Source organism: Flagellimonas sp. CMM7 (assembly GCF_021390195.1).
Classification (GTDB): Bacteria; Bacteroidota; Bacteroidia; order Flavobacteriales; family Flavobacteriaceae; genus Flagellimonas.
Map to the genome: position 1 here is coordinate 1,505,218 of NZ_CP090003.1, position 20,521 is coordinate 1,525,738.

Below are 20,521 nucleotides of genomic sequence, written 5' to 3' on the forward strand. Positions count from 1 at the left end.
AATAAAACCCAAATGCAACTCATCCCCTACATCTTAAAAAAAACGCAGCTTTCAGAAAAAAGCATTGAAAATACCGTTGCATTATTAAATGAAGATTGTACCATTCCCTTTATATCTAGGTATCGGAAAGAACGCACTGGCAATTTAGATGAGGTTCAGGTTGGGGAAATCGTAAAATTCAAAACCGACTTTGAGGCTTTGGAAAAACGAAAAGCTGCCATTATAAAAGCAGTTGAGGAGCAAGGACTCCTTACCCCAGAACTCCAAGCAAAGTTTCAAAATTGCATTGATCTTACCACTTTGGAAGATCTTTACCTCCCTTTCAAAAAAAGCAAGAAAACAAAAGCAGAGATTGCTCGTAAAAATGGTTTGGAGCCTTTGGCCAAAATCATCATGGCACAACGAAGCGATGAGATTGAATTCATTGCCTCCAAATACCTCAGCAAAGAAATTGTGAATGAAGATGACGCATTGGAAGGTGCTCGTCATATCATAGCTGAATGGATCAATGAACGCACCGATATTCGCAACCAACTCAGAAATCAGTTAGAGCGACATGCCTTGATTACCTCCAAAGTGATAAAAACCAAAAAGGAGGACGAAAAAGCCCAAAAATTTCGAGACTATTTTGATTGGAGTGAATCCTTAAATCGTTGCCCTTCCCATCGCTTTTTAGCTATCCTAAGAGCAGAAAAAGAAGGTTTTATCCGTATAAAAATTGAAATTGATAATGATAGAGCGCTTGATAATATTGAAAAGCGTATCATCAAATCAAACAATTCCTGCACCGAACACATTGAATTGGCCATCGCCGATGCCTACAAACGACTTTTATTTCCCTCACTGTCCAACGAACTTTTAAAAAATACCAAGGAGAAAGCAGATACTGATGCAATTCAGGTTTTTTCCAAAAACTTAAAGCAATTATTGCTTGGGGCTCCCTTGGGCGAAAAACGAATCCTTGCCATTGATCCGGGTTTTAGAACAGGCTGTAAAGTGGTCTGTTTGGATGCACAGGGCGATTTAAAACATAATGAGACCATTTATCCACATGCGCCACAAAATGATAGTTCGGGAGCTATCAAAAAAATAAGTTCTTTGGTAGATGCCCATAAAATTGAGGCCATTGCCATTGGCAACGGGACAGCATCCAGAGAAACTGAAAAATTGGTCAAACGCATACACTTTAAAAATCCGATTGAAGTTTTTGTGGTCAGTGAAGCTGGCGCTTCCATCTATTCCGCATCTAAAATTGCAAGGGATGAATTTCCTAACTATGATGTAACGGTTAGAGGTGCTGTTTCTATTGGTCGCCGTTTAGCCGACCCCTTGGCAGAACTGGTAAAGATTGATGCCAAATCCATTGGTGTTGGGCAATACCAACATGATGTGGATCAGACCAAATTAAAAACCTCCTTGGACACTGTTGTAGAAAGCTGTGTAAACTCTGTTGGTGTAAATATCAATACTGCCAGTGTTCCCCTACTTAGTTATGTGTCAGGCATTGGTCCCAAACTTGCCGAAAACATAGTGGCTTATCGTAACGAGAATGGTGCTTTTAGAAGTAGGTCAGAAATTAAAAAAGTACCTCGTTTGGGAGGAAAGGCATTTGAACAGGGAGCTGGATTTTTACGCATCAAAGAAGGTGAAAACCCTTTGGATGATTCTGCTGTGCACCCAGAAAGTTATGGTCTTGTTCAGAAAATGGCGAAAGACAAGGGAGTTCCATTATCGGATATCATCAGAAACAAAACCGTACTGGAAAGCATTGACCTAAAATCGTATTGTACCGAAACTATTGGACTGCCAACCTTGGAGGATATTCTTGAAGAATTGGAAAAACCAGGATTAGATCGTAGGGAAAAAGCCAAAGTGTTTACCTTCAACCAAAACATTAAACAAATTACAGACTTGCAGCCTGGTCAATTACTGCCAGGAATCGTCAATAACATTACCAATTTTGGTTGTTTTGTGGATATTGGCATTAAAGAAAGTGGCCTCATTCATGTATCGAATCTTTCTGACTCCTTTGTCAAAGATGTAAATGCCCACGTAAGCTTACACCAACAAATTGTGGTTAAAGTTTTGGATGTAGATGTGCCAAGAAAACGCATTCAATTGGCATTGCATAAAAAAGGTTGACCACATCATGCTCAAAATTGCTTTTCACCCCATCTACAAGCACCCGCTGCCAGATAAACATCGGTTTCCCATGATGAAATATGAGCTATTGCCTCAACAATTGCTTCATGAAGGCACTTGTATTGAAGATAATTTCTTTCAACCAGAAATCCCAAGTGATGAACCTATTTTGGCAGTGCATGATTCAGAATATTATAAAGCTTTGGTCAATCTAGATATTAAACCAAGTGCAGCCAGAAAGATTGGTTTTCCTTTGAGTGATGAATTGGTGCAACGGGAACGCATTATAGCAGATGGGACTATTAAAGGGTGCGAGTTTGCCTTAAAGCATGGCATAGCAATGAATATTGCTGGAGGCACCCACCATGCCTACTCTAACCGAGGAGAAGCTTTTTGTATGCTCAATGACCAAGCTATTGGAGCTAGATATCTTCAAAACAAAGGATTGAGAAAAAGAATTCTAATAGTGGATTTAGATGTGCACCAAGGCAATGGTACCGCAGAAATCTTTCAAGGTGACGATTCCGTTTTTACTTTTTCAATGCACGGAAAAGGAAATTACCCCTTTAAAAAAGAAATATCCGATTTGGATATTCCATTGGAAAAAGGGACTACAGATGAAGCATACTTACTGCAACTAAAAAAAACTCTCCCAGAACTATTGGAAAAGGTCCGACCCAATTTTATCTTTTACCTATGCGGTGTGGATGTCCTTGCTTCGGATAAATTAGGAACCCTTGGAATGACTATGGAAGGTTGTCTGGAGCGTGACCGCTATGTACTTCAAACTTGTCATAAAGCTAAAATTCCCGTACAATGCAGTATGGGGGGAGGCTATTCTCCAGATATTAAAATAATTGTTGATGCACATGCCAATACTTTTAGGGTAGCACAGGATATTTATGCCTAATTTTGCAAGTTCTTTCAGTCAATCATTTATGCAATCATTCAAATTTCTTTTTCTCCTGTTAATTACTGTTCAGCTAAACGGTCAGGAGCTAAAAATCAAAAAGGAAAAAACCCTTTGGAATAATTTCACTTACGATATGGGCAATGTCTTTGGAGGTGTTGGCCATTCCTATAGCAGACCTTTTCATTGGAAGGGTAAAGACTGGTCCCATCTGGGTTATTTAACTGCTGGTACTGCCTTTTTATTTACGGTTGATGACGAAATGGATAATTGGGTGGATGGTTTTAGGGAAGATGTCCCAAGTTTTCTTGTGAGTTATGGAAACGAGTATGGGAACCCACAAAATAATTATATGGTTACCGGAGGAGTTTATCTTGCTGGACTTTTTACCAAAAATGAAAAGCTGAGACGTACAGGAGTTTTATTGATTTCATCTGCAACCGCTATTGGCTTTTTGCAGCAGGTAAGTGCGCGTATGATTGGCAGGGCCAGACCAAAAAGTGGTGACCCATCCAGTGTATATGATCCTTTTCAAATAGCTAGGAAAAAAAATTATGATTCATTTCCTTCTGGGCACACCATGCTTGCGTTTACCAATGCATATGCCATTGCAAAACAATTTAAAAGTCCTTGGATAAAAGCTGGTATCTACACCGTGGGAATGATTCCTGGTTTTGCTAGAATTGTTGATAATTTTCACTGGGTTTCCGATGTAGCCTTCAGCACCGTTCTTAGTATTTTTATTGTAGAATCCATAGATAAGTATCTGGATAAAAAATACGATCAAAAGTATAACAACACAGGAAAGGACCTAAGCTGGAACCTATCTTTGGCCCCAAATACTGTTGGTTTGGTCATCCAATTTTAATATTTCAATAAAAATCAAGATTACAAATACTCATTTTGTAATTTTATATCTTAAACACGTATCAAGCTATGTTATCAAAGAAACTTGAAAAAGCACTTAACGATCAAATACAAATAGAAGCGGAATCTTCGCAGGTATATCTATCCATGGCATCTTGGGCAGAAGTAAAAGGTTTGGAAGGAATCGCCGGTTTTATGTACGGCCATTCTGATGAGGAACGCATGCACATGCTAAAATTGGTTAAGTATGTAAACGAGCGTGGAGGACATGCTAAAATTTCAACATTAAAAGCGCCAAAGACGGACTTTGTCTCTTTCCAGAAAATGTTTGAAGAGTTATATCAGCATGAAATCTTTGTATCCAAAAGCATCAATGATCTTGTTCATGTTACCTTGGAAGAAAAAGATTATGCCACGCATAATTTTTTACAGTGGTATGTAGCGGAGCAATTGGAGGAGGAAGCCTTAGCCAGAACCGTATTGGATAAAATCAATTTAATTGGCAATGACAAGGGTGGCCTCTACCTTTTTGATAGGGATGTACAACAGATTAATGTTGAAAGTGCAGCTTCTAATACTGCTGGCGAATAATTTTTGACAATTCTTTTATTTAGATTAATTTAAAATAACTATTTTTGAACCATCTGCAATTACGATGGGAAAAAAGAAACAGGATCTAAAGAAAAGAAACAAGGCCTTATTGAAGGAATTGCCCATTACCAACTGTAAAACAAAGTGCTGTAAAAAATTTAAAAAGGGAGAGAATAAACGGTGCAAGCGTTGCCCATGTTTTGACCTGCTTAAGAAAGTAGCATAAAAAAACCGCCAATTGGGCGGTTTTTTTATTTTCTATGTCCGGGGACTTTATCTTTTTTCTTTTGAGCAGAAGATGATTGTACCACTTTCTGGGTCTTAAGACTTAATACGTTATCCGAATTGGATACTGACAAATATTCCTTTGCTTTCTCTAAATACAAGTCGCTATGCCTGTGTTTATGATTGCAAGTTTGCATATGTTCATAGTATGCATCTTTCTTACTTTTCATATACACCAAGTATGATGTAAAGTTTGCCTTGCCCAAATGCCTTTCGTAGTTACGTTGATCTATCCAATAATCAGATTCATCTTGATTACCCAATAGTTGAAGTGATTGCTCATAATGGGCATCTCTTTCAGCAAGTTTTTCATAAAAGCGCAATCCCTTTCTATGTTGCACATCATTTTGAGCCCATGCCGACAGGCAAAAGCTACAGGTGAAAAGCAACGTAAGGGTTTGTACAGACTTCATGATACCTTCTTCTACTCTATTAGACGCACAACCTCCTAGAATGTTGCGCTATCTTATATTAAGTTAAAGTTAAAATGCAGCATAAAAAAAGAAAGGGGGTCAATTGCCCCCCTTTCTCGATAATCTGTACAAAATCAGTTACTTACCTAGCATTAGCAACTCATTACACTTAATTTCTGTTATATATCTTTTTTCTCCTTCTTTGGTTTCATAGGATCGTGATACCAGTTTACCTTCAATAGCAACTTCTTTCCCTTTTACCAAATAGCTTTCCACTATCTCAGCGGTCTTTCCCCATGCCACAACATTGTGCCATTGGGTGTCTGTCACTTTCTCTCCTTCTGCATTCTTATATGACTCATTTGTGGCAATGGAAAATTTAGCCAGTTTATTACCATTTTCCAAGATTACCATTTCTGGGTCATTTCCTAAGTTTCCAATCAACTGTACTTTGTTTTTTAGCGAATTCATAATTTTATTTTACGTGTTAAACAGTTAATACTATCGAACTCTTATCATCCGACAGGACAAACTTACTATTGGAAAAAATCATGAATAGGTTCTTAAACATTTGCTTTCGTTTGTAAACGAATGTAATTGTTTAAAAATGGGCATCTATATACAAAGTGGGACAGGATTAAATAATATTTCTGGGATATACTGGGGAAGTATTTTTTTCGGGAGTCATGAATCTTGGTTAGTTCTCCGCTAATTCAAAGAACCAGAGCGCAAAACACTATCCAGACATCAAGGAGCGTTACGGTACTTTACCAATTCTACCAACATTGGCTAGTTGCCGTCCTTCTTTTTGGGAACCGACACCTTCAGTACATCATCTAGCGTTCCCTCTATCTTGAGTTTCTTTTCGTACTCTTTGGCACGTTGTTTTTTCTTTTTTAATTCTTTTCCTTGTGACATTACATAAAGATAATTACTTTACGATTATGGAAATAACTAGATGGCAAAAAACTAAGTATTTTTTTGGCAAGTACTTGTATATAATATTGTTAGGATATTCTTTATTGTATCTTATTTTTTATTCTATTTACTACTTTAACTCTGAAGTTAATGAATTCCTAAAGGATTATGATAGGTATATTGAATACCTTAAATCATTATCATTATTTGCCTTTACTGGAGGAATATTTACTGTTGCGCTAAAGTATATTCAATACCTCAAAGTATTTGAAAAAGAGTTCGATAGGATAGTTGACTCTCCAAAATTCAATCAAAAACTAAAAGCCACAATAAGTGCAATAACTTTTTCAGAGGATTTCCTGAACAAACAAAGTGACTTAAACAATATTTGGAAGAAGGTCACTCTTTCTAAATATAAGAATGAATTTCCTGAATTATACGATAAAATTCAGAAAAACATTGAAAACGAATTATTTCAAAATAACAGCTTAACAAAGTACTATAAAAACGTACAAATAAGTTATGAGCTAGAACTCGTAGAAGGGCTTCAAATCAGGGTTAAGGAATATTCTTCATTTACAATAATAAGGAATAACACAAACTCATTCACGTGGGAATTTTTTGTATCATTTTATCGTGACTTTGAGGAGGAAATTGAGTCTGAAAGTAATTTACTCAATGTTGAGAAAACAAAAATAGATGGAACAGAAATAGATATTAAAAAGTGTAAGATTTTAAATGAAGAAGAAAATGAATTTTTTACCCGTAAAAAATATTCATACGAACTAAAAGGAAAGAAGGAGTATCACATAGAAAGATGTTTTGAATTCTCTCAAAACTTAGATGAAGATAGAATTATTAGTTTTAGTAGTAGTCATGTTATTGATGATTTATCGGTTTATATTAAAAAAGGCGATGATTTAGAGGTTGTGTTCGAACCTGTGGGTAAAAATCAGTTCTATAAGAACAATATTTTTTCAGATGCACGGTTATCATATATAAATAGAGATGTTTTCCTTCCAGGTGAAAAATATAAATTATTTGTATTCAAAACATAATTAACATAGTTTTGCACTAACTTATTTGGATATACAACTCTTAATACGTATTTTTCTGAAAACTAAAAATCATATAGCTATGAAAACCAAGACAGGAATTTAATTCATAAATATATAAATTAAAAAGCCCATCAATTGATGGGCTTTTTTACTTTTCGGTCAGCTTATCGTAACTCAAAACACTCTCCGAGTCCTCCAAAAACTGATTAAAACGCTCGTTTGAGGTCAAAGTCCTATTGTTGAACCTTGCAGCATATTCATCTAGATAACGGCTAATATGCTTATCGCTTACCTGATGATACACTCCATAAAGACCACGTTTTAAAACACTCCAAAAGTTCTCAATTGTATTGGTGTGTACTTGACCCTCTACATAGATATTAAGGGCGTGCTTAACGTTGTCATGCTTATAGGTTCTTTTCAACTGCTTGTATGCAGGGGCTTCATCTGAATAGATAGTGCTGTCAGCAGGAACATGCGTTTTAACGAAGTCTACCATATTTTGTGTGGTTTCTCCCGATACGTACCTTAAAGCAACCTTACCGTTGCGCTCAATGATCCCTATGATGGTTTTCTTTGCCTTGTAAGGCTTACCCTCATTGGTTAGGTTCTTATCCTCGTTTGAACGTCTTTTGTTAAGATGCTTGTTAGATTCCTTACCGCCAACGTATGCAGCATCAATTTCTACCATTTTGTTCTCGCCCAACATTTGCGGGGCTTTGTCCCTTAGCATTTCCCTGATACGGTGCAGAACAAACCATGCAGTTTTCTGGGTTATTCCCAAATCAATTGCAAGTTGCACACTGGAAATGCCTTTCTTATGCTCCGTTGCCAACCAGATTGCAGCAAACCAGATACGGAAAGGAATCTTTGAGTTCTCAAATATCGTACCTACCCTAACAGTAAACTTCTTGTGGCATTCTTTATCTCTACACTTCCAGCCTCTATTGGTCTTATAAGGGTTGGTGCAACCACAATGAGGACATGCAGGCTCATTTCCCCAACGAATATTTTCGTAGTACGCTATCCCCGTAGCTTCGTCTTTGAAGTAATCTAAAAGTTGTGGTAGTGACTTGAATTGCATTTTGGTTTAATTATATATACAAATATAACCGAATATATTGATATATACAAATATATTCGAATATTATTGTATCTTTGTGCTATGGTCACATACAAAGAGCGACAACAGAACAAAAAATACTACGTGCTATTGGAAAATGGCGTGCCTTTAGGTACGTTCGGTAATCTGAAAAAGATCACGGAATATATGGATGGTAAAGATTTCCCTAGTTACTGGACATTGATACGAAAGTCTGAAAACCCTTTAAAACATGGCATTTACACGATATATAAGGTAAAACATTACTAAAACACAATATCTGTTATCAAATGAAATTTTATTCTTCGTCTAAATACTGACTACCTGTGTATCAGTTATTTAAAGTGTTATATAGAATATATAGTTAACTATCACTACATTGATCGTTAATAACTCTTGAAAACTACGAGGTTTGTAGTCCATTTCCGATCTTAATATAGATTAGCTTTGTCTTAATAAAGCAAAAAAGCCCAAACTTGGCGGAGCGGACTTTTTTGGTTTTTTAGAAATGTAATAAAAAAGTAGGGGCTGTTAGATTTAATTCTTGCTGGATTCCTACCTAGTAGAAGTGGGTTCGATTCCCACCAGCTCCACTTTTTTGTTATACAAATATAGCGAATAGCTACTAAACACAGGAAAAATAAGTGCATTATGTCGAAAATATCCTTAAAAGATTTACTGGAAGAAAAGGCTCTATTGGAGAAAAAGTTGACCATTTTGAATTTGATGATTGACGCATATTCCGATGATAATTTTAATATCATGGACTTGGATTCTCCTATTGAGTTTGCTTCCACAATGATAGAAACCAAAGAGGTTCCCTATGACGATTTCCCGTACCATAAAAAATGGATTGAGCAAATATTGTATTTATTGGAAAAGAAAGGTCGGTTTTTAAGTAATCATGAATTAGCAGAGTCACTAATGCCTTATTACCATCAGTACAATATTGATAAACTAAAAAGAAAGGTATCAGTTAACATATCAGCTGCATATAAAAACAAAACTGTTGATGGATTGATTAAATTTAGAATCAACAATACCCCGAAAGGAAATGTTTGGGGCTATACAAGATGGTTGGATGATAATGGCGAAATATTAGAAAAACACCGTCCGTTTGATTTAACTGAAAGCGGGCAGATGACAATATATTAAAATTGGTGGCACCGAAAAGATAAGTCCAGATTCAAGGTTGACGAGCCGGAACTGTACATTGCTTGAAGTGCCACTTTTTAAGATACATACTCCGCAACATTAGCGGAAAACCAGACGAGAAAATTAAAGTGTGCCGTCTCCCATTAGGATAGGGCTTTGAATAATTACCGTCGGAAAAGGGGTATACTTAGCGGTGCGCCCCTTTTTTCATTGTCCAAATCTAGGGAATATCCCAATCAGATCCAAGACATTTACGATTTATTTAGCGGTGCTGGAAGTTTCCTTAGTGATGTTGTCATAGCCAACCCACTCTATCAACCCCTAGATTCATTCTTAATCTGGTTGTGGAACCAATGAGTTAGGAGGTAGTGAAGAAATCCATGCTTGTTTACCCGGCCAACCAATATTTTGATGAAAACACACAAGTGCATCTGGACCTACCGTTCCAATTCCTGTTCGTGTACTATGCTCAAAAATTATTGAGCCATCAGGCTGACGTTCCGCACTGGTGGCGGTGATATAAATAGGTTCTTCTCTTCCGGGCATAAAAATAATATACGATTTTTCGGCCATGATTATTTTTTTAAGGGTTTTCCTACAAGATAATAATTTTATTTCATCCTGTCCCATATTGTATGTAGATGCCTAAAAATGTATTTAAATGTCATACTTGGAAAATCACCCACCCTATCAACCCCTAGATTCTTTTTCTTTTCTGGTCAATTTTTTGTATATTAAGGACATGGATTTGCCAGATGAGTTTTACCAAATACTAATTTCAATTATCTTACTAAGTGTAGCGATGATTTTTGTCGGTTACTTTACAAAAAGGGGTAGGAATTTCAGAAGCAGCAGAAATAAAAAGGCAAGGAAGCAGTTCTGACCGCATCCACATCCAGAAAATTCGACCAATAATCCTCTTTTACAATTAATTAAACTCCTTTGAATCTTTTTCAATTGGTTTTGTCCCTCTTTATATATAGATGCCATATTTGGGAAATCACCCACCCCATTAACCCCTAGATTCTTTTTCCGGTTTAGGAGGGTTTTTCAAGGTTTACAATAAGTATCCCAATATCACGTTTTGTAAGTGTATTCTTTCAGGTTTTGTTAGGTTGATTTGGGAAAACAACTTCATGAGAGTACAAATAGTTCTATATATGGGATAAAGGTTGCCATACCTTTATCCCTTTTTTTGTTTTAGCTTTTGGTCCCACTATATATACACCCCTTGGTCTTTTTATATCATTTACAGTTAAATCATTAGAAAAAAGATTCGATAGTATTTCAGCATTATTTTTTCCATGAATTTTTTGATTTTTTTCATCGTCCCCCAATTTTAATGCATGCTTATCCAAAAAAATATCCCATGCCTTATTATGCAAATCGGTATCAAAAAACAAGGGGATAAAATTTAAACCTCATCAACACCATTCTTAAAGGTTTCGCCTTTAGAAAACAAACATAGAGAAGAATATTTCCGAGGCGAAACGGTGAAATTGAAATGCTCATAAAAGAGCAAAAACCTGTCATTAAACTATTGGCAATTTTCTAATTCGTTTTCCCGTAGCAGCATAAATGGCGTTTGCCAATGCCGGGATTGCTGGCGGTAAAGGAGGTTCGCCAAGACCTCTCGGAGGCAGTTCATTTTTTATAAATTCAACATTCATCTCTGGCACTTCCCCTAGCCGCATCCACTTATAATCATGAAAATTAGACTGCTGTGCCGCGCCATCTTTAAAAGTTATTTCCCCATAAAGTGCTGCACATAATCCTTCAAGGATTCCGCCTTCCACTTGAGCTCTTGCTCCGGAAGGATTTACCACTATACCGCAATCTACCGCAGCATCTACCTGTAAAATTTCAACCTTTCCACTTTCACCTACAGCTACAGTTACAACCTCGGCAATAAACGATCCAGCCCCTTTTCTAGCGGCAAATCCCCTTCCCTGCCCTTTAGGTAAGGATGTATCCCAATTGCTCATTTGCCGTACCTTATTGATTACGACAATCAAGCGTTCTACATCAAACTCATAATCACCGACCACTGGGACCATTCTCTTGGGGCCTAGGAATTTTAAAAAATAATCAATGGGATCCATCTTGTTCAAAAATGCCAGCTCATCCAAAAAACAATGAACGGAAAATGCATTGGCCGAAGACGCTACCGCACGCCATTGGCCTAAAGGAGCATCGCTCAACACGTGTCCATATTCCAATTGAAGGTTGGGAACAAATCCGGCAGGAAAGTCATATTCATCTATTTCGGTGCCGGCTGGACCTCCTTCTCTTCCTAACGATGTTTTGCGGGAAGCATTGGCCAAAATGTGCTGCCATCCCGTTACCATACCATCTTTATCCAGCGAAGCAGAGATTTTCTGCACACTTCCGGGTCTATACCAATCATGCCTGATATCCTCTTCCCTAGTCCAGGTAAGTTTAACCGGTTTTCCAATTTTCTGAGATAAAACGGCCGCGTCCATTGCATAATCCACATAATATCTTCTTCCAAACCCACCGCCTATTCTAGGCAGGTGAATTTTAATCTGCTCTGGTTTTAACCCAAACAATTTAATCAACCCATCTTGCAATGCTTCCGGATTTTGTGTTGGGGCCCATACCTCACAAATATCAGCTCTAAAATCAACCATACAATTCATTGGTTCCATGGTAACATGTGCCAAAAAAGGCAACTCATAAATAGCTTCAAAACTGGAAGCAGCACTCTGTTTTGCCCTAGCGATGTCTCCATCTTTTCTTTCGATAGATGTATTTGAAAGTTGGGCATGAAAACGCCCAAAAATCTCATCTGTATTTTCTTTTCTTGTATTGGAATTATCCCAAACTACCTTAAGCTTTTTAGCAGCTTTAAATGTGGCCCAGGTTGAATTGGCAATAACTGCAATACCATTCACAAAGTTGGGACTGTTGGGCCCAAGCAGTCTTCCACCATACTCCATATTATTAAGTTCTATGATATCGATAACACCATTTACGGACCTTGCTTCTGTATCGTCATAACTACTTACCCCACCTTCAAAAACAGGGTTTTTTACAGCGGTGGCGTATACCATTTCTGGAAGTTTTAAATCGATAGCATATTCAGCACCTCCACTCACTAACTTATCCAAACCTACTTGGGAAATGTTCTTACCAATAATTTCAAAAGAATCGGTTGGTTTAAACTCCACTTGCTCTGGCAATGGCATTTGAGAGGCTTCGGCAATAAGTGCCTCAAATGGCGTGGTATCGCCGGATTTTATATGTACTACGTTACTGTTTTCTGTAGTAAGTTCTTCAAAGGGAAGGTTCATTTTAAGCGACGCTGCCTCTATGAGTACTTGTCTCACCATTGCCCCTGCTGTTCGCATCAAATCCCAATTTAGAATAATGGCATAGCTGCCACCTGCCCATTGCTCATCGTAAATGGTATCAAAATCTGCTTGAATCACTTTCACTTTATCCCAATTGGCACCCAATTCTTCGGCTAAAATCATGGGGAGGGAAGTTTTGATTCCTTGTCCAATTTCTGGGTTCTTGGCAATGAGAGAAACCCATCCATCTGTATCAATTTGTATAAGGGGTGAAAACTCATATGTTTCTGCTACAGATTTTTTGGGAATGCACGATTGAAGATGCACTCCTGCTATAAGGGCTCCACTGGCCGAAACCATAAGTTTGATGAAATTCCTTCTTTTTAATGTGTTTTTCATTTCACTACTCTTCTAATTTGCTTGCAGCCAACTGTATGGCTTTACGTATTCTTGGGTATGTACCACATCTGCAGATATTGCCTGCCATGGCAGCATTTATTTCATCTTCAGTTGGGGCCGGGTTTTTGGAAAGTAATGCAGCAGCACTTATTATTTGACCAGATTGACAGTAACCGCATTGCGGCACGTCCAATTCCATCCATGCTTGTTGTACTGGATGGTTTAGGTCTGCGGACAACCCTTCAATTGTCGTGATGTTTTCTTCTAATGCGGCAGCAATTGGAAGTGTGCATGATCTAATGGCATTGCCTTTGTACTGCACAGTGCAAGCACCGCAAAGACCTTTTCCGCAACCATACTTGGCTCCCGTTAATCCTAATTCATCTCTTAACACCCAGAGTAATGGGGTATCGGCATCTACGGAAACCGTTTTTTCCGCATTGTTCACTGTTATTGTGTAGGATGGCATAAGTGTATTTTTGAATTCATGATTAGGTGAAGATTGATTGATGAATTTTTTGGGCCCATAAATCTGAACCCAGAATCAATCTTAAACTTACCCAATAAATAAAATGAAATTCAGGCCTTGCAGTAAACGGACAAGGTTTTGATAGCGAACGGCACTAATACGTTCTATCCTTAAAGAAAAGTGTAATCTCTTTGATAAAAGTTCTACTCACTCTTCGTCTAGTGCCATCTTTCATGATTACCTCTAAGCTATGATCACCCCCTCTAGAAAGTTCAGCTACATAGTTTACATTAATTATGGTAGAGCGGTGGATTTTCCTGAACATGTTTTGGGGAAGAATGTCAAGGAAAGATTTTAAAGGTTTGCGCATCACAAAAATACCTTTGGTAGTAAATAGCTTGGTATAATAGTTTTCCGAAGCAAGTAGATAAATTTGAGAAGGTTCGCAGAAGTACTTATTACTTCCTCTAGTCAGTTCTAACAATAATGGAGGTTTTGACTCGGCTTCTCCTGATGTCTTCAATTTGTCTATAATAAACCAAACTAGGCCAATGTCAACCAATGTCCAAAAGATAAAAAAGTAGCGATATACCCCAAACTTGGATCCTTCCAAACCTAAGTATGGACTGTATGTTGAACTAAACTTAAAAAACCAACCAAAATGCAAACAGATTAGTGTCAAACTAGTGCCAAATAATAGAAGAGTGCCAAATTTAGATTCAGTAGTACTCTTAATAATTTTATCCAATACTTTAAAACCAATAATCCAAGGAACCCAAATTGCAAATTGCCAAAGCAATACGTGGTGTAATGTCACCTGATCCCGAGTGGCATATTCTCTCCAATAAATCAATACGCCCAGTATTACTGCAATTGCAAGTATTAAGCCTATAAAATTTTTGGTTTTCATTCTATTTTAAATGCAAGACCTTAAAGATATATTATTCATATTTCCATACCCTTAAGAAATTCATATTTTTAGATAGTGTATTCCTAAATTGAGTTCTGCCAAATAAACATAAAGACAGCAAGAATCGGGTTTTACTCCGCTCTTCTCATCAGTATTTTTGAGCAAATTAAAACAGGTATTATGAACGAACAGGAAAACTTAAACTATGATCGTATAGCAAAAGCTATAACTCATATTCATACTAATTTTAAGGAACAGCCCAGTTTAGATGAAATTGCAGAACATGTTCATTTAAGCCCATATCATTTTCAGAGAATTTTTAAGGAATGGGCCGGGATTACCCCAAAAAAGTTTTTGCAGTATACCAGCGTTCAATATGCAAAACAAGTATTGGATCAGGGTACAACTACTCTTTTTGATGCGGCTATGGAAACTGGGTTATCTGGAACAAGCAGACTGCATGATTTATTTATCAGTATTGAAGGGATGACTCCAGGAGAATATAAAAATGATGGAGAAAATTTAAGCATTAACTATAGCTATGCCCATAGCCCCTTTGGACTGGTTGCTATAGCTTCTACACCTAAAGGATTATGTCATGTGGCATTTATTGATGATGAAGAGAAAGGTTTATATGAGCTTAAAAAACAATTCCCAAAAGCACAATATCATCAACGTGTAGATCAAACACAGGTTAATGCCTTGATGGTCTTTGCAAATGATTGGAGTCAGATTTCTGAAATCAAGCTTCATTTAAAGGGTACAGATTTTCAATTAAAAGTCTGGGAGTCTTTACTTAGAATACCAAAAGGGCAATTGGCCACATATGGGAAAATTGCAGATGTCATAAAAAAGCCAAAGGCTTCTCGTGCCGTAGGCACCGCAATTGGCAGCAATCCCATCGCATATTTAATTCCATGCCACAGGGTCATTCAATCTTCAGGGAACTTAGGAGGTTATCGATGGGATAGTATTCGTAAAACGGCCATTATTGGGTGGGAAGCCGCACAATCACATTAAACATTTCATTCTTGAATCTTATGGAAATCAAAAAAAGTGGATTGGACGGTATTATTTGGAAAAATGTACAAAACGAAATAGCACAAAAGGGATATGCTATTCTAGAAAATGTGCTGGATGATGCAGATTGCTCAGAATTAATCGATGCATTTACGAATTCCAGTCTTTATCGTAAGACTGTGGAAATGGAACGGTATCGCTTTGGATCAGGAACTTATAAATATTTTAAGTACCCACTCCCCAGTTTACTATCGCAGCATAGGGAAGATATTTATCCAAAATTAGTTCCTGTGGCAAACCAATGGATGGAAGATTTAAAAATGGATGTCACTTTTCCAGAAAATTTAGCTGAACTCCAAAAAAAATGCGCACTAAATGGACAACATTTAGCAACCCCATTAATTTTAAAGTATGGGAAAGGAGGTTACAATACGCTGCATCAAGATTTGTACGGAGATGTCTATTTTCCCATGCAAGCTGTTCTGTTTTTAAATGACCCAGGGACTGATTATACTGGCGGTGAATTTGTAATGACACAACAAGTTCCGCGTGCACAATCCAAGGCAATAGTCTTACGTCCAAAAAAAGGCTCCATGCTCATTTTTACAACCAATTTCAGGCCGATGAAAGGAAAAAAAGGACATTATCGTGTTAGTATGAAACATGGGGTTAGTGAGGTAAATTCTGGAGAGCGTTACACCCTAGGCATCATCTTTCATGACGCTACCTCATAGCTATCATTGAACATACAGCGCTAACCAAATCTGAGCTTTTTAGTTCCCTGAAACAGAAAAAAATACAATGGGCCGGCAATAGTAAGCTTAAAATTTATGGAACCTTGCAGTGCAAATCAGGAAAACGTCTAAAGATGGAGAACCGTGTTTTCTTTAATTCTGAGAAAGAAGCTGTTCAAGAAGGTTATCGCCCCTGTGGTCATTGTATGCGGGAAGATTACATGGCCTGGAAAAACAATACACTTATCTTTGTGGTTTAAAATCCAACAACATGGAAACATGGTTAAACCCGATTGAACTAGAAGGTGAATTGGTTAAACTGATTCCGATGGAAGCATCTCATAAACCTGATTTGTTGGCAGCAGCGGCAGATGGTAAGTTGTGGGAATTATGGTATACTTCGGTGCCTTCTTCAGAAACCATTGATACTTATATAAGTAACGCTCTTGAAGATCGAGAAAATGGCCTTGCGCTACCTTTTGTAATTATTGATAAAAAGACAAAATCTGTTGTTGGTTCTACTAGATATTGTAGTGTAGATGCTTCAAACAGAAGGGTAGAAATCGGGTATACATGGTATGCTCAAAGCACGCAACGTACAGGAATCAATACAGAATGCAAATATCTTTTATTAAAACATGCCTTTGAAGATAGGAGTGCAATTGCGGTAGAATTCAAAACCAACTTTCATAATTTTCCCTCCAGAAATGCCATTCTTAGACTAGGGGCCAAACAGGACGGTATTATAAGAAACCACCGAATTGATCAACAAGGAAACATTCGAGATACGGTTATATTTTCCATTTTAGAAAATGAATGGCCCACAGTAAAAACTTCAATACATTTTAAAATGAAAAGGACTTATTAAGTCCTTTAAGTACTATTTACCTTAAGAAGACTGGCAAAATTATAAGTGGCTTGTTCCAGGTTTTTAAAGCTATTGTTTTGGGCATCCTCAAGATTGCCAATTTCATTTAGAATTGATATGGCATACGTAAGTCCCAATCCTTTCATTTCATCAACTGAAATATCAACAGACCCACAAAAAGCAGCAACAGGTATGTTTTTCGTACTTGCCAATTTAAGCACTCCGTCGATAGTTTTTCCAGAAGAGGTTTGACCATCCAATTGACCCTCACCAGTAATGATCCAATCAGTCTCTGCCAGTGCGTTTTCAAAATCCGCCATTTCCATGACTAGGTCTACTCCAGATGTCAATACTGCATTTAAAAAAACCATTGTGCCAGCACCCATGCCCCCAGCAGCTCCAGAACCTGGTATACTTTGCACATCTACCTTAAAAGCGGACTGGATTACTTCAGCAAAATTTTTAAGCCCTTGATCTAAAAAATTCACTTCTTCTCCTGAGGCTCCTTTTTGCGGGCCATAGATATATGCTGCCCCGTTTTTGCCATATAATGGATTATTTACATCACAAGCTACTTTAAACTTTGTTTGGGAAAGTCCTTTGAGAGCTCCTTTTTCTACAATTCTCTTTACTTTAATCAAGTTTTCCCCTGTGGGATTCAATTTGTTGCCATTACTATCTAAGAATTCATACCCTAAAGCAGTTGCCATTCCCATGCCGCCATCGTTAGTTGCACTCCCGCCTATACCAAGAATTATTTCTTTTACTCCTTTTTTCAAGCCATCTGCAATTAACTCCCCCGTGCCAAAAGATGTGGTATGCATGCAGTTCATTTCATTCTTTGCAAGTAGCTTATACCCTGATGCTTCAGACATTTCTATAAAAGCTGTTTTCTTATCATTAGAAAGTAAATATCCGGCATCTATATTCCTAAAAAGAGGATCTTTGACTGTAATCTTGACTTCAGAAGCATTTAAATAATGCTTTACAACTTCTATAGTACCATCTCCCCCATCAGCCAATGGTTTCTTAATGATAATAGCATCAGGAAAAACCATTCTAATTCCACTTTCAACGGCTTCGCAAAACTGTTCCCCTGAAAGTGAGCCTTTATATTTATCTGGAGCTAATACAAACTTCATTTGAATAAAATTAGTATTTCTAAAGTTATTTAATGAATTATCTTTTTGTTATTAGAGAACGGCATATGTTTTGCACCCACCAGTAAAAGTATTTACCTTTAATTAAATTTTCGATGATGAAAAAAATTGTTGTTACTTTTATTCTAACCTGTGTACTAACCTCTGTAATGGGACAATCAAAAAACTTTCTGGACATACCGTATCTTGAAACATCTGCAAGAGTGGATACATTGGTAACTCCCGATAAAATCTATTTGAACATTACTATTAAAGAGAAAGATTCCAAAGGAAAAAAATCTGTTGAGGAGCAAGAAAACAAAATGGCCCAGAGTCTAAGGGCTTTAGGAATTGACCTTGACAAACAATTGGTAATTAAGGATCTTAGCAGCAACTTTAAGAAATATTTTCTACGCCAGAAAGATGTTTTAAAGAGCAAACAATATTCTCTTTTGGTGTATTCCGGAAAAAAAGCTGGAGAGGCAATGGTTGCCTTGGAAAAACTGGACATTGCCAATACATATTTGGAAAAAACCGAATATTCTAAAATGGATGAGTTGGAATTGGAACTTAAATCCAAAGCTGTAAAAAAAGCGAAAAAGAAGGCAGAGGCTTTAACGGCACCGTTAGGACAAAGCGTGGGTGCTGCTATTCATATTTTGGACACCTCCACTCCCTATTACCCAAGATACAACCAAGCACCACGTATGCAAATGAAAGCCATGGAAATGGATATGGCAGAAGCAGAACCTTTGGATATTGATTTTGAAAAAATAAAGGTGGAGACCTCTGTAAATGTAAAGTTCAAGATTTCCGAATAGTCTAATCGAGCACAGACAGCCCTTGTTGGACCATAAGGTTCAATTTATCGGGGTTTGAATCTACTTTTGCCAAAACCCGTAATCCGCTGAAAAGGGCAAAAAGCATTAGACCTATACTTTCAGCATTTTTTGAAGTATCAAATTCGCCACTGTTAATTCCTTTTTGAATGTAATTGATAAAAAGGGCTTCCACATTGGCTTTGTTGTCGCTCAAAACCTGATGGATTGCTTTATCACCAGGAATAAGTTCTGTAGTAGTGTTGACCACAAAACAGCCTTTGCGCGCTTCATCCGTAATTGCTTCGTCAATAGCATTATCAAAAAGCTTTTTAAGTCCTTCACGAACAGAGCCTTCCTTATCAAAAATCGCTTTTAGCGTATTTCCCGTGACACTTCTATATTGCTCAAAAGCTTTATTAAAGAGTTCTTCCTTACCTCCAAAAGTATCATATAGACTCGCCCTATTAATGCCCAAATAGGATACCAAATTCTGCATTGAAGTGGCATGGAACCCTTTTTCCCAAAAGAGCTCCATTGCCTTGTTCAATATTTCCTTTTCATCAAATTGCTTTACTCTTGGCATTATTCTGGAATAATTGTTCCAAATTTATTGAAAAAAATTATACCTGTGCAAGGCCACCATCCACAGGGATTTCAGCACCTGTAATATAGCTACTGTCGGCAGATGCTAAAAATAAAGCGGTTGTAGCCACCTCATCTGCACTACCAAACCTTCCAAGTGATACCATAGATGGAAAACCAGATGCCATTTCATCTATACTTTCCTGAGGCACATTATGCTTTCCATAGATTGGGGTGTCTATAGGGCCCGGCGCTATAGCATTAACTCTGATTCCTTTGGGACCAAACTCGCTAGCCAATGTTCTGGTCAAAGAACGTAAAGCTGCCTTACTTGATGCATAAGCCGCCATCCCGGCAAATCCTTTCACATTTACAATGGACGTATTAAAAATAATACTGGCACCTTCATTTAAATCATTGTAAGCTGCTTTTACTGTAAAAAGAGGACCTCTAACATTGATGTTATGCACTTCATCAAAAATTTCTTCCGTAAGCCCATCTATAGTTTCAACTCTAAAAACACCTGCATTTAAAAAGAGTACATCAATTTTTCCGAAAGCATCTACCGTAGTTTTAATCAATTGCTCGCTATCAGTGACACTACTTGCCTCCGCTTTTACTAAAAGAAAATCACCTTCTAATTCCGATTTTAGCGCATCCAATTTTTCTTGACTTCTTCCCGTCAATACAACTTTTGCCCCTTCTTCTAAATAGCGTTTTGCAGTTTGCAAACCCATTCCACTTGTGGCACCTGTAATTAAGGCTACTTTGTTTTCTAATTTTTTCATGATAATAATTTATTTTTCGATTTTAATTATGTTTTG

The 20,521-nt window shown here is 37.3% G+C and carries 24 protein-coding genes; 12 read left to right on the forward strand and 12 right to left on the reverse strand.

What is annotated here, in order from left to right; translation table 11 throughout:
* Positions 1 to 12 precede the first annotated feature (12 nt).
* From LV704_RS06815 to LV704_RS06830, 4 genes are all read left to right on the forward strand, one after another.
* Positions 13 to 2,142 carry a Tex family protein gene (locus LV704_RS06815; protein WP_163421105.1) on the forward strand — a complete coding sequence of 710 codons (2,130 nt, stop codon included), beginning with the start codon at positions 13 to 15 and terminating at the stop codon, positions 2,140 to 2,142.
* A 7-nt stretch (positions 2,143 to 2,149) separates the two neighbouring features.
* Positions 2,150 to 3,052, forward strand: coding sequence for a histone deacetylase (locus LV704_RS06820; protein WP_163421104.1), 903 nt, complete (start codon positions 2,150 to 2,152; stop codon positions 3,050 to 3,052).
* Positions 3,053 to 3,080: 28 nt separating this feature from the next.
* Positions 3,081 to 3,920 (forward strand): phosphatase PAP2 family protein, encoded by an 840-nt coding sequence (locus LV704_RS06825; protein ID WP_163421103.1) that lies wholly within the window; start codon positions 3,081 to 3,083, stop codon positions 3,918 to 3,920.
* A gap of 68 nt (positions 3,921 to 3,988) precedes the next feature.
* Positions 3,989 to 4,510: a ferritin gene (locus tag LV704_RS06830; protein WP_163421102.1), complete on the forward strand. Its 522-nt coding sequence runs from the start codon at positions 3,989 to 3,991 to the stop codon at positions 4,508 to 4,510.
* A 251-nt stretch (positions 4,511 to 4,761) separates the two neighbouring features.
* Here the strand turns inward: LV704_RS06830 and LV704_RS06835 are convergent, their stop codons facing one another.
* The 3 genes from LV704_RS06835 to LV704_RS19970 all read right to left on the reverse strand — a co-directional run bounded on the left by LV704_RS06835 (position 4,762) and on the right by LV704_RS19970 (position 6,126).
* The gene (locus LV704_RS06835) at positions 4,762 to 5,208 is read right to left on the reverse strand and encodes a hypothetical protein (RefSeq protein ID WP_163421101.1); all 447 of its coding nucleotides are present in this window, start codon (positions 5,206 to 5,208) and stop codon (positions 4,762 to 4,764) included.
* Between the two features lie 138 nt (positions 5,209 to 5,346).
* Entirely contained in the window at positions 5,347 to 5,679 is a 333-nt protein-coding gene (locus LV704_RS06840; protein WP_163421100.1) for a single-stranded DNA-binding protein, read from the reverse strand.
* 318 nt (positions 5,680 to 5,997) lie between these two features.
* Positions 5,998 to 6,126, reverse strand: a complete 129-nt coding sequence (locus LV704_RS19970; RefSeq protein WP_255695641.1) for a hypothetical protein — start codon at positions 6,124 to 6,126, stop codon at positions 5,998 to 6,000.
* A gap of 26 nt (positions 6,127 to 6,152) precedes the next feature.
* On the opposite strand from LV704_RS19970, the gene LV704_RS06845 reads away from it, so the two are divergent.
* Positions 6,153 to 7,184 (forward strand): hypothetical protein, encoded by a 1,032-nt coding sequence (locus tag LV704_RS06845; RefSeq protein WP_163421099.1) that lies wholly within the window; start codon positions 6,153 to 6,155, stop codon positions 7,182 to 7,184.
* A gap of 148 nt (positions 7,185 to 7,332) precedes the next feature.
* Here the strand turns inward: LV704_RS06845 and LV704_RS06850 are convergent, their stop codons facing one another.
* Positions 7,333 to 8,268 carry an IS1595 family transposase gene (locus LV704_RS06850; RefSeq protein ID WP_163421098.1) on the reverse strand — a complete coding sequence of 312 codons (936 nt, stop codon included), beginning with the start codon at positions 8,266 to 8,268 and terminating at the stop codon, positions 7,333 to 7,335.
* Positions 8,269 to 8,349: 81 nt separating this feature from the next.
* Here LV704_RS06850 and LV704_RS06855 point away from each other — a divergent pair, with 81 nt between their 5' ends.
* Both LV704_RS06855 and LV704_RS06860 read left to right on the forward strand, forming a co-directional pair.
* Positions 8,350 to 8,556 carry a hypothetical protein gene (locus LV704_RS06855; RefSeq protein ID WP_163421097.1) on the forward strand — a complete coding sequence of 69 codons (207 nt, stop codon included), beginning with the start codon at positions 8,350 to 8,352 and terminating at the stop codon, positions 8,554 to 8,556.
* Between the two features lie 381 nt (positions 8,557 to 8,937).
* Positions 8,938 to 9,441, forward strand: coding sequence for a hypothetical protein (locus LV704_RS06860; RefSeq protein ID WP_163421096.1), 504 nt, complete (start codon positions 8,938 to 8,940; stop codon positions 9,439 to 9,441).
* A gap of 333 nt (positions 9,442 to 9,774) precedes the next feature.
* On the opposite strand, the gene LV704_RS06865 is transcribed toward LV704_RS06860, so the two are convergent.
* From LV704_RS06865 to LV704_RS06885, 5 genes are all read right to left on the reverse strand, one after another.
* Positions 9,775 to 10,014, reverse strand: coding sequence for a hypothetical protein (locus LV704_RS06865; RefSeq protein WP_163421095.1), 240 nt, complete (start codon positions 10,012 to 10,014; stop codon positions 9,775 to 9,777).
* 581 nt (positions 10,015 to 10,595) lie between these two features.
* On the reverse strand, positions 10,596 to 10,844 hold the full coding sequence (locus LV704_RS06870) for a hypothetical protein (RefSeq protein WP_163421094.1): 249 nt from the start codon (positions 10,842 to 10,844) through the stop codon (positions 10,596 to 10,598).
* Positions 10,845 to 10,973: 129 nt separating this feature from the next.
* Positions 10,974 to 13,154, reverse strand: a complete 2,181-nt coding sequence (locus tag LV704_RS06875; RefSeq protein WP_163421093.1) for a xanthine dehydrogenase family protein molybdopterin-binding subunit — start codon at positions 13,152 to 13,154, stop codon at positions 10,974 to 10,976.
* Between the two features lie 4 nt (positions 13,155 to 13,158).
* Complete coding sequence (locus LV704_RS06880; RefSeq protein WP_163421092.1) at positions 13,159 to 13,623, reverse strand: (2Fe-2S)-binding protein; 465 nt, start codon at positions 13,621 to 13,623, stop codon at positions 13,159 to 13,161.
* Between the two features lie 154 nt (positions 13,624 to 13,777).
* Positions 13,778 to 14,533 (reverse strand): LytTR family DNA-binding domain-containing protein, encoded by a 756-nt coding sequence (locus LV704_RS06885; protein ID WP_163421091.1) that lies wholly within the window; start codon positions 14,531 to 14,533, stop codon positions 13,778 to 13,780.
* Positions 14,534 to 14,713: 180 nt separating this feature from the next.
* On the opposite strand from LV704_RS06885, the gene LV704_RS06890 reads away from it, so the two are divergent.
* The 4 genes from LV704_RS06890 (at position 14,714) to LV704_RS06905 (ending at position 17,155) form a co-directional block, all read left to right on the forward strand.
* A complete protein-coding gene (locus LV704_RS06890; protein ID WP_163421090.1) occupies positions 14,714 to 15,553 on the forward strand; it encodes a bifunctional transcriptional activator/DNA repair enzyme AdaA in 840 nt (279 codons plus the stop codon).
* A 20-nt stretch (positions 15,554 to 15,573) separates the two neighbouring features.
* The gene (locus LV704_RS06895) at positions 15,574 to 16,287 is read left to right on the forward strand and encodes a 2OG-Fe(II) oxygenase (RefSeq protein ID WP_163421089.1); all 714 of its coding nucleotides are present in this window, start codon (positions 15,574 to 15,576) and stop codon (positions 16,285 to 16,287) included.
* Between the two features lie 62 nt (positions 16,288 to 16,349).
* Positions 16,350 to 16,547: an Ada metal-binding domain-containing protein gene (locus tag LV704_RS06900; protein WP_370636069.1), complete on the forward strand. Its 198-nt coding sequence runs from the start codon at positions 16,350 to 16,352 to the stop codon at positions 16,545 to 16,547.
* A gap of 11 nt (positions 16,548 to 16,558) precedes the next feature.
* Entirely contained in the window at positions 16,559 to 17,155 is a 597-nt protein-coding gene (locus LV704_RS06905; RefSeq protein WP_163421088.1) for a GNAT family N-acetyltransferase, read from the forward strand.
* Between the two features lie 5 nt (positions 17,156 to 17,160).
* On the opposite strand, the gene LV704_RS06910 is transcribed toward LV704_RS06905, so the two are convergent.
* Complete coding sequence (locus LV704_RS06910; protein ID WP_163421087.1) at positions 17,161 to 18,297, reverse strand: glycerate kinase; 1,137 nt, start codon at positions 18,295 to 18,297, stop codon at positions 17,161 to 17,163.
* 113 nt (positions 18,298 to 18,410) lie between these two features.
* Here LV704_RS06910 and LV704_RS06915 point away from each other — a divergent pair, with 113 nt between their 5' ends.
* Positions 18,411 to 19,115, forward strand: coding sequence for an SIMPL domain-containing protein (locus tag LV704_RS06915; RefSeq protein ID WP_233782164.1), 705 nt, complete (start codon positions 18,411 to 18,413; stop codon positions 19,113 to 19,115).
* Between the two features lies 1 nt (position 19,116).
* On the opposite strand, the gene LV704_RS06920 is transcribed toward LV704_RS06915, so the two are convergent.
* Together LV704_RS06920 and LV704_RS06925 are read right to left on the reverse strand one after the other, a co-directional pair.
* Positions 19,117 to 19,698: a TetR/AcrR family transcriptional regulator gene (locus LV704_RS06920; RefSeq protein ID WP_163421086.1), complete on the reverse strand. Its 582-nt coding sequence runs from the start codon at positions 19,696 to 19,698 to the stop codon at positions 19,117 to 19,119.
* 37 nt (positions 19,699 to 19,735) lie between these two features.
* Positions 19,736 to 20,485: an SDR family NAD(P)-dependent oxidoreductase gene (locus LV704_RS06925; RefSeq protein WP_163421085.1), complete on the reverse strand. Its 750-nt coding sequence runs from the start codon at positions 20,483 to 20,485 to the stop codon at positions 19,736 to 19,738.
* Positions 20,486 to 20,521: the final 36 nt, after the last annotated feature.

Excerpts from the sequence above, each read along its gene's own strand:
- LV704_RS06815 (WP_163421105.1), top strand. The coding sequence starts at position 13 with ATGCAACTCATCCCCTACATCTTAAAAAAAACGCAGCTTTCAGAAAAA.
- LV704_RS06820 (WP_163421104.1), top strand. The coding sequence starts at position 2,150 with ATGCTCAAAATTGCTTTTCACCCCATCTACAAGCACCCGCTGCCAGAT.
- LV704_RS06825 (WP_163421103.1), top strand. The coding sequence starts at position 3,081 with ATGCAATCATTCAAATTTCTTTTTCTCCTGTTAATTACTGTTCAGCTA.
- LV704_RS06830 (WP_163421102.1), top strand. The coding sequence starts at position 3,989 with ATGTTATCAAAGAAACTTGAAAAAGCACTTAACGATCAAATACAAATA.
- LV704_RS06835 (WP_163421101.1), bottom strand. The coding sequence starts at position 5,208 with ATGAAGTCTGTACAAACCCTTACGTTGCTTTTCACCTGTAGCTTTTGC.
- LV704_RS06840 (WP_163421100.1), bottom strand. The coding sequence starts at position 5,679 with ATGAATTCGCTAAAAAACAAAGTACAGTTGATTGGAAACTTAGGAAAT.
- LV704_RS19970 (WP_255695641.1), bottom strand. The coding sequence starts at position 6,126 with ATGTCACAAGGAAAAGAATTAAAAAAGAAAAAACAACGTGCCAAAGAG.
- LV704_RS06845 (WP_163421099.1), top strand. The coding sequence starts at position 6,153 with ATGGAAATAACTAGATGGCAAAAAACTAAGTATTTTTTTGGCAAGTAC.
- LV704_RS06850 (WP_163421098.1), bottom strand. The coding sequence starts at position 8,268 with ATGCAATTCAAGTCACTACCACAACTTTTAGATTACTTCAAAGACGAA.
- LV704_RS06855 (WP_163421097.1), top strand. The coding sequence starts at position 8,350 with ATGGTCACATACAAAGAGCGACAACAGAACAAAAAATACTACGTGCTA.
- LV704_RS06860 (WP_163421096.1), top strand. The coding sequence starts at position 8,938 with ATGTCGAAAATATCCTTAAAAGATTTACTGGAAGAAAAGGCTCTATTG.
- LV704_RS06865 (WP_163421095.1), bottom strand. The coding sequence starts at position 10,014 with ATGGCCGAAAAATCGTATATTATTTTTATGCCCGGAAGAGAAGAACCT.
- LV704_RS06875 (WP_163421093.1), bottom strand. The coding sequence starts at position 13,154 with ATGAAAAACACATTAAAAAGAAGGAATTTCATCAAACTTATGGTTTCG.
- LV704_RS06880 (WP_163421092.1), bottom strand. The coding sequence starts at position 13,623 with ATGCCATCCTACACAATAACAGTGAACAATGCGGAAAAAACGGTTTCC.
- LV704_RS06885 (WP_163421091.1), bottom strand. The coding sequence starts at position 14,533 with ATGAAAACCAAAAATTTTATAGGCTTAATACTTGCAATTGCAGTAATA.
- LV704_RS06890 (WP_163421090.1), top strand. The coding sequence starts at position 14,714 with ATGAACGAACAGGAAAACTTAAACTATGATCGTATAGCAAAAGCTATA.
- LV704_RS06895 (WP_163421089.1), top strand. The coding sequence starts at position 15,574 with ATGGAAATCAAAAAAAGTGGATTGGACGGTATTATTTGGAAAAATGTA.
- LV704_RS06905 (WP_163421088.1), top strand. The coding sequence starts at position 16,559 with ATGGAAACATGGTTAAACCCGATTGAACTAGAAGGTGAATTGGTTAAA.
- LV704_RS06910 (WP_163421087.1), bottom strand. The coding sequence starts at position 18,297 with ATGAAGTTTGTATTAGCTCCAGATAAATATAAAGGCTCACTTTCAGGG.
- LV704_RS06915 (WP_233782164.1), top strand. The coding sequence starts at position 18,411 with ATGATGAAAAAAATTGTTGTTACTTTTATTCTAACCTGTGTACTAACC.
- LV704_RS06920 (WP_163421086.1), bottom strand. The coding sequence starts at position 19,698 with ATGCCAAGAGTAAAGCAATTTGATGAAAAGGAAATATTGAACAAGGCA.
- LV704_RS06925 (WP_163421085.1), bottom strand. The coding sequence starts at position 20,485 with ATGAAAAAATTAGAAAACAAAGTAGCCTTAATTACAGGTGCCACAAGT.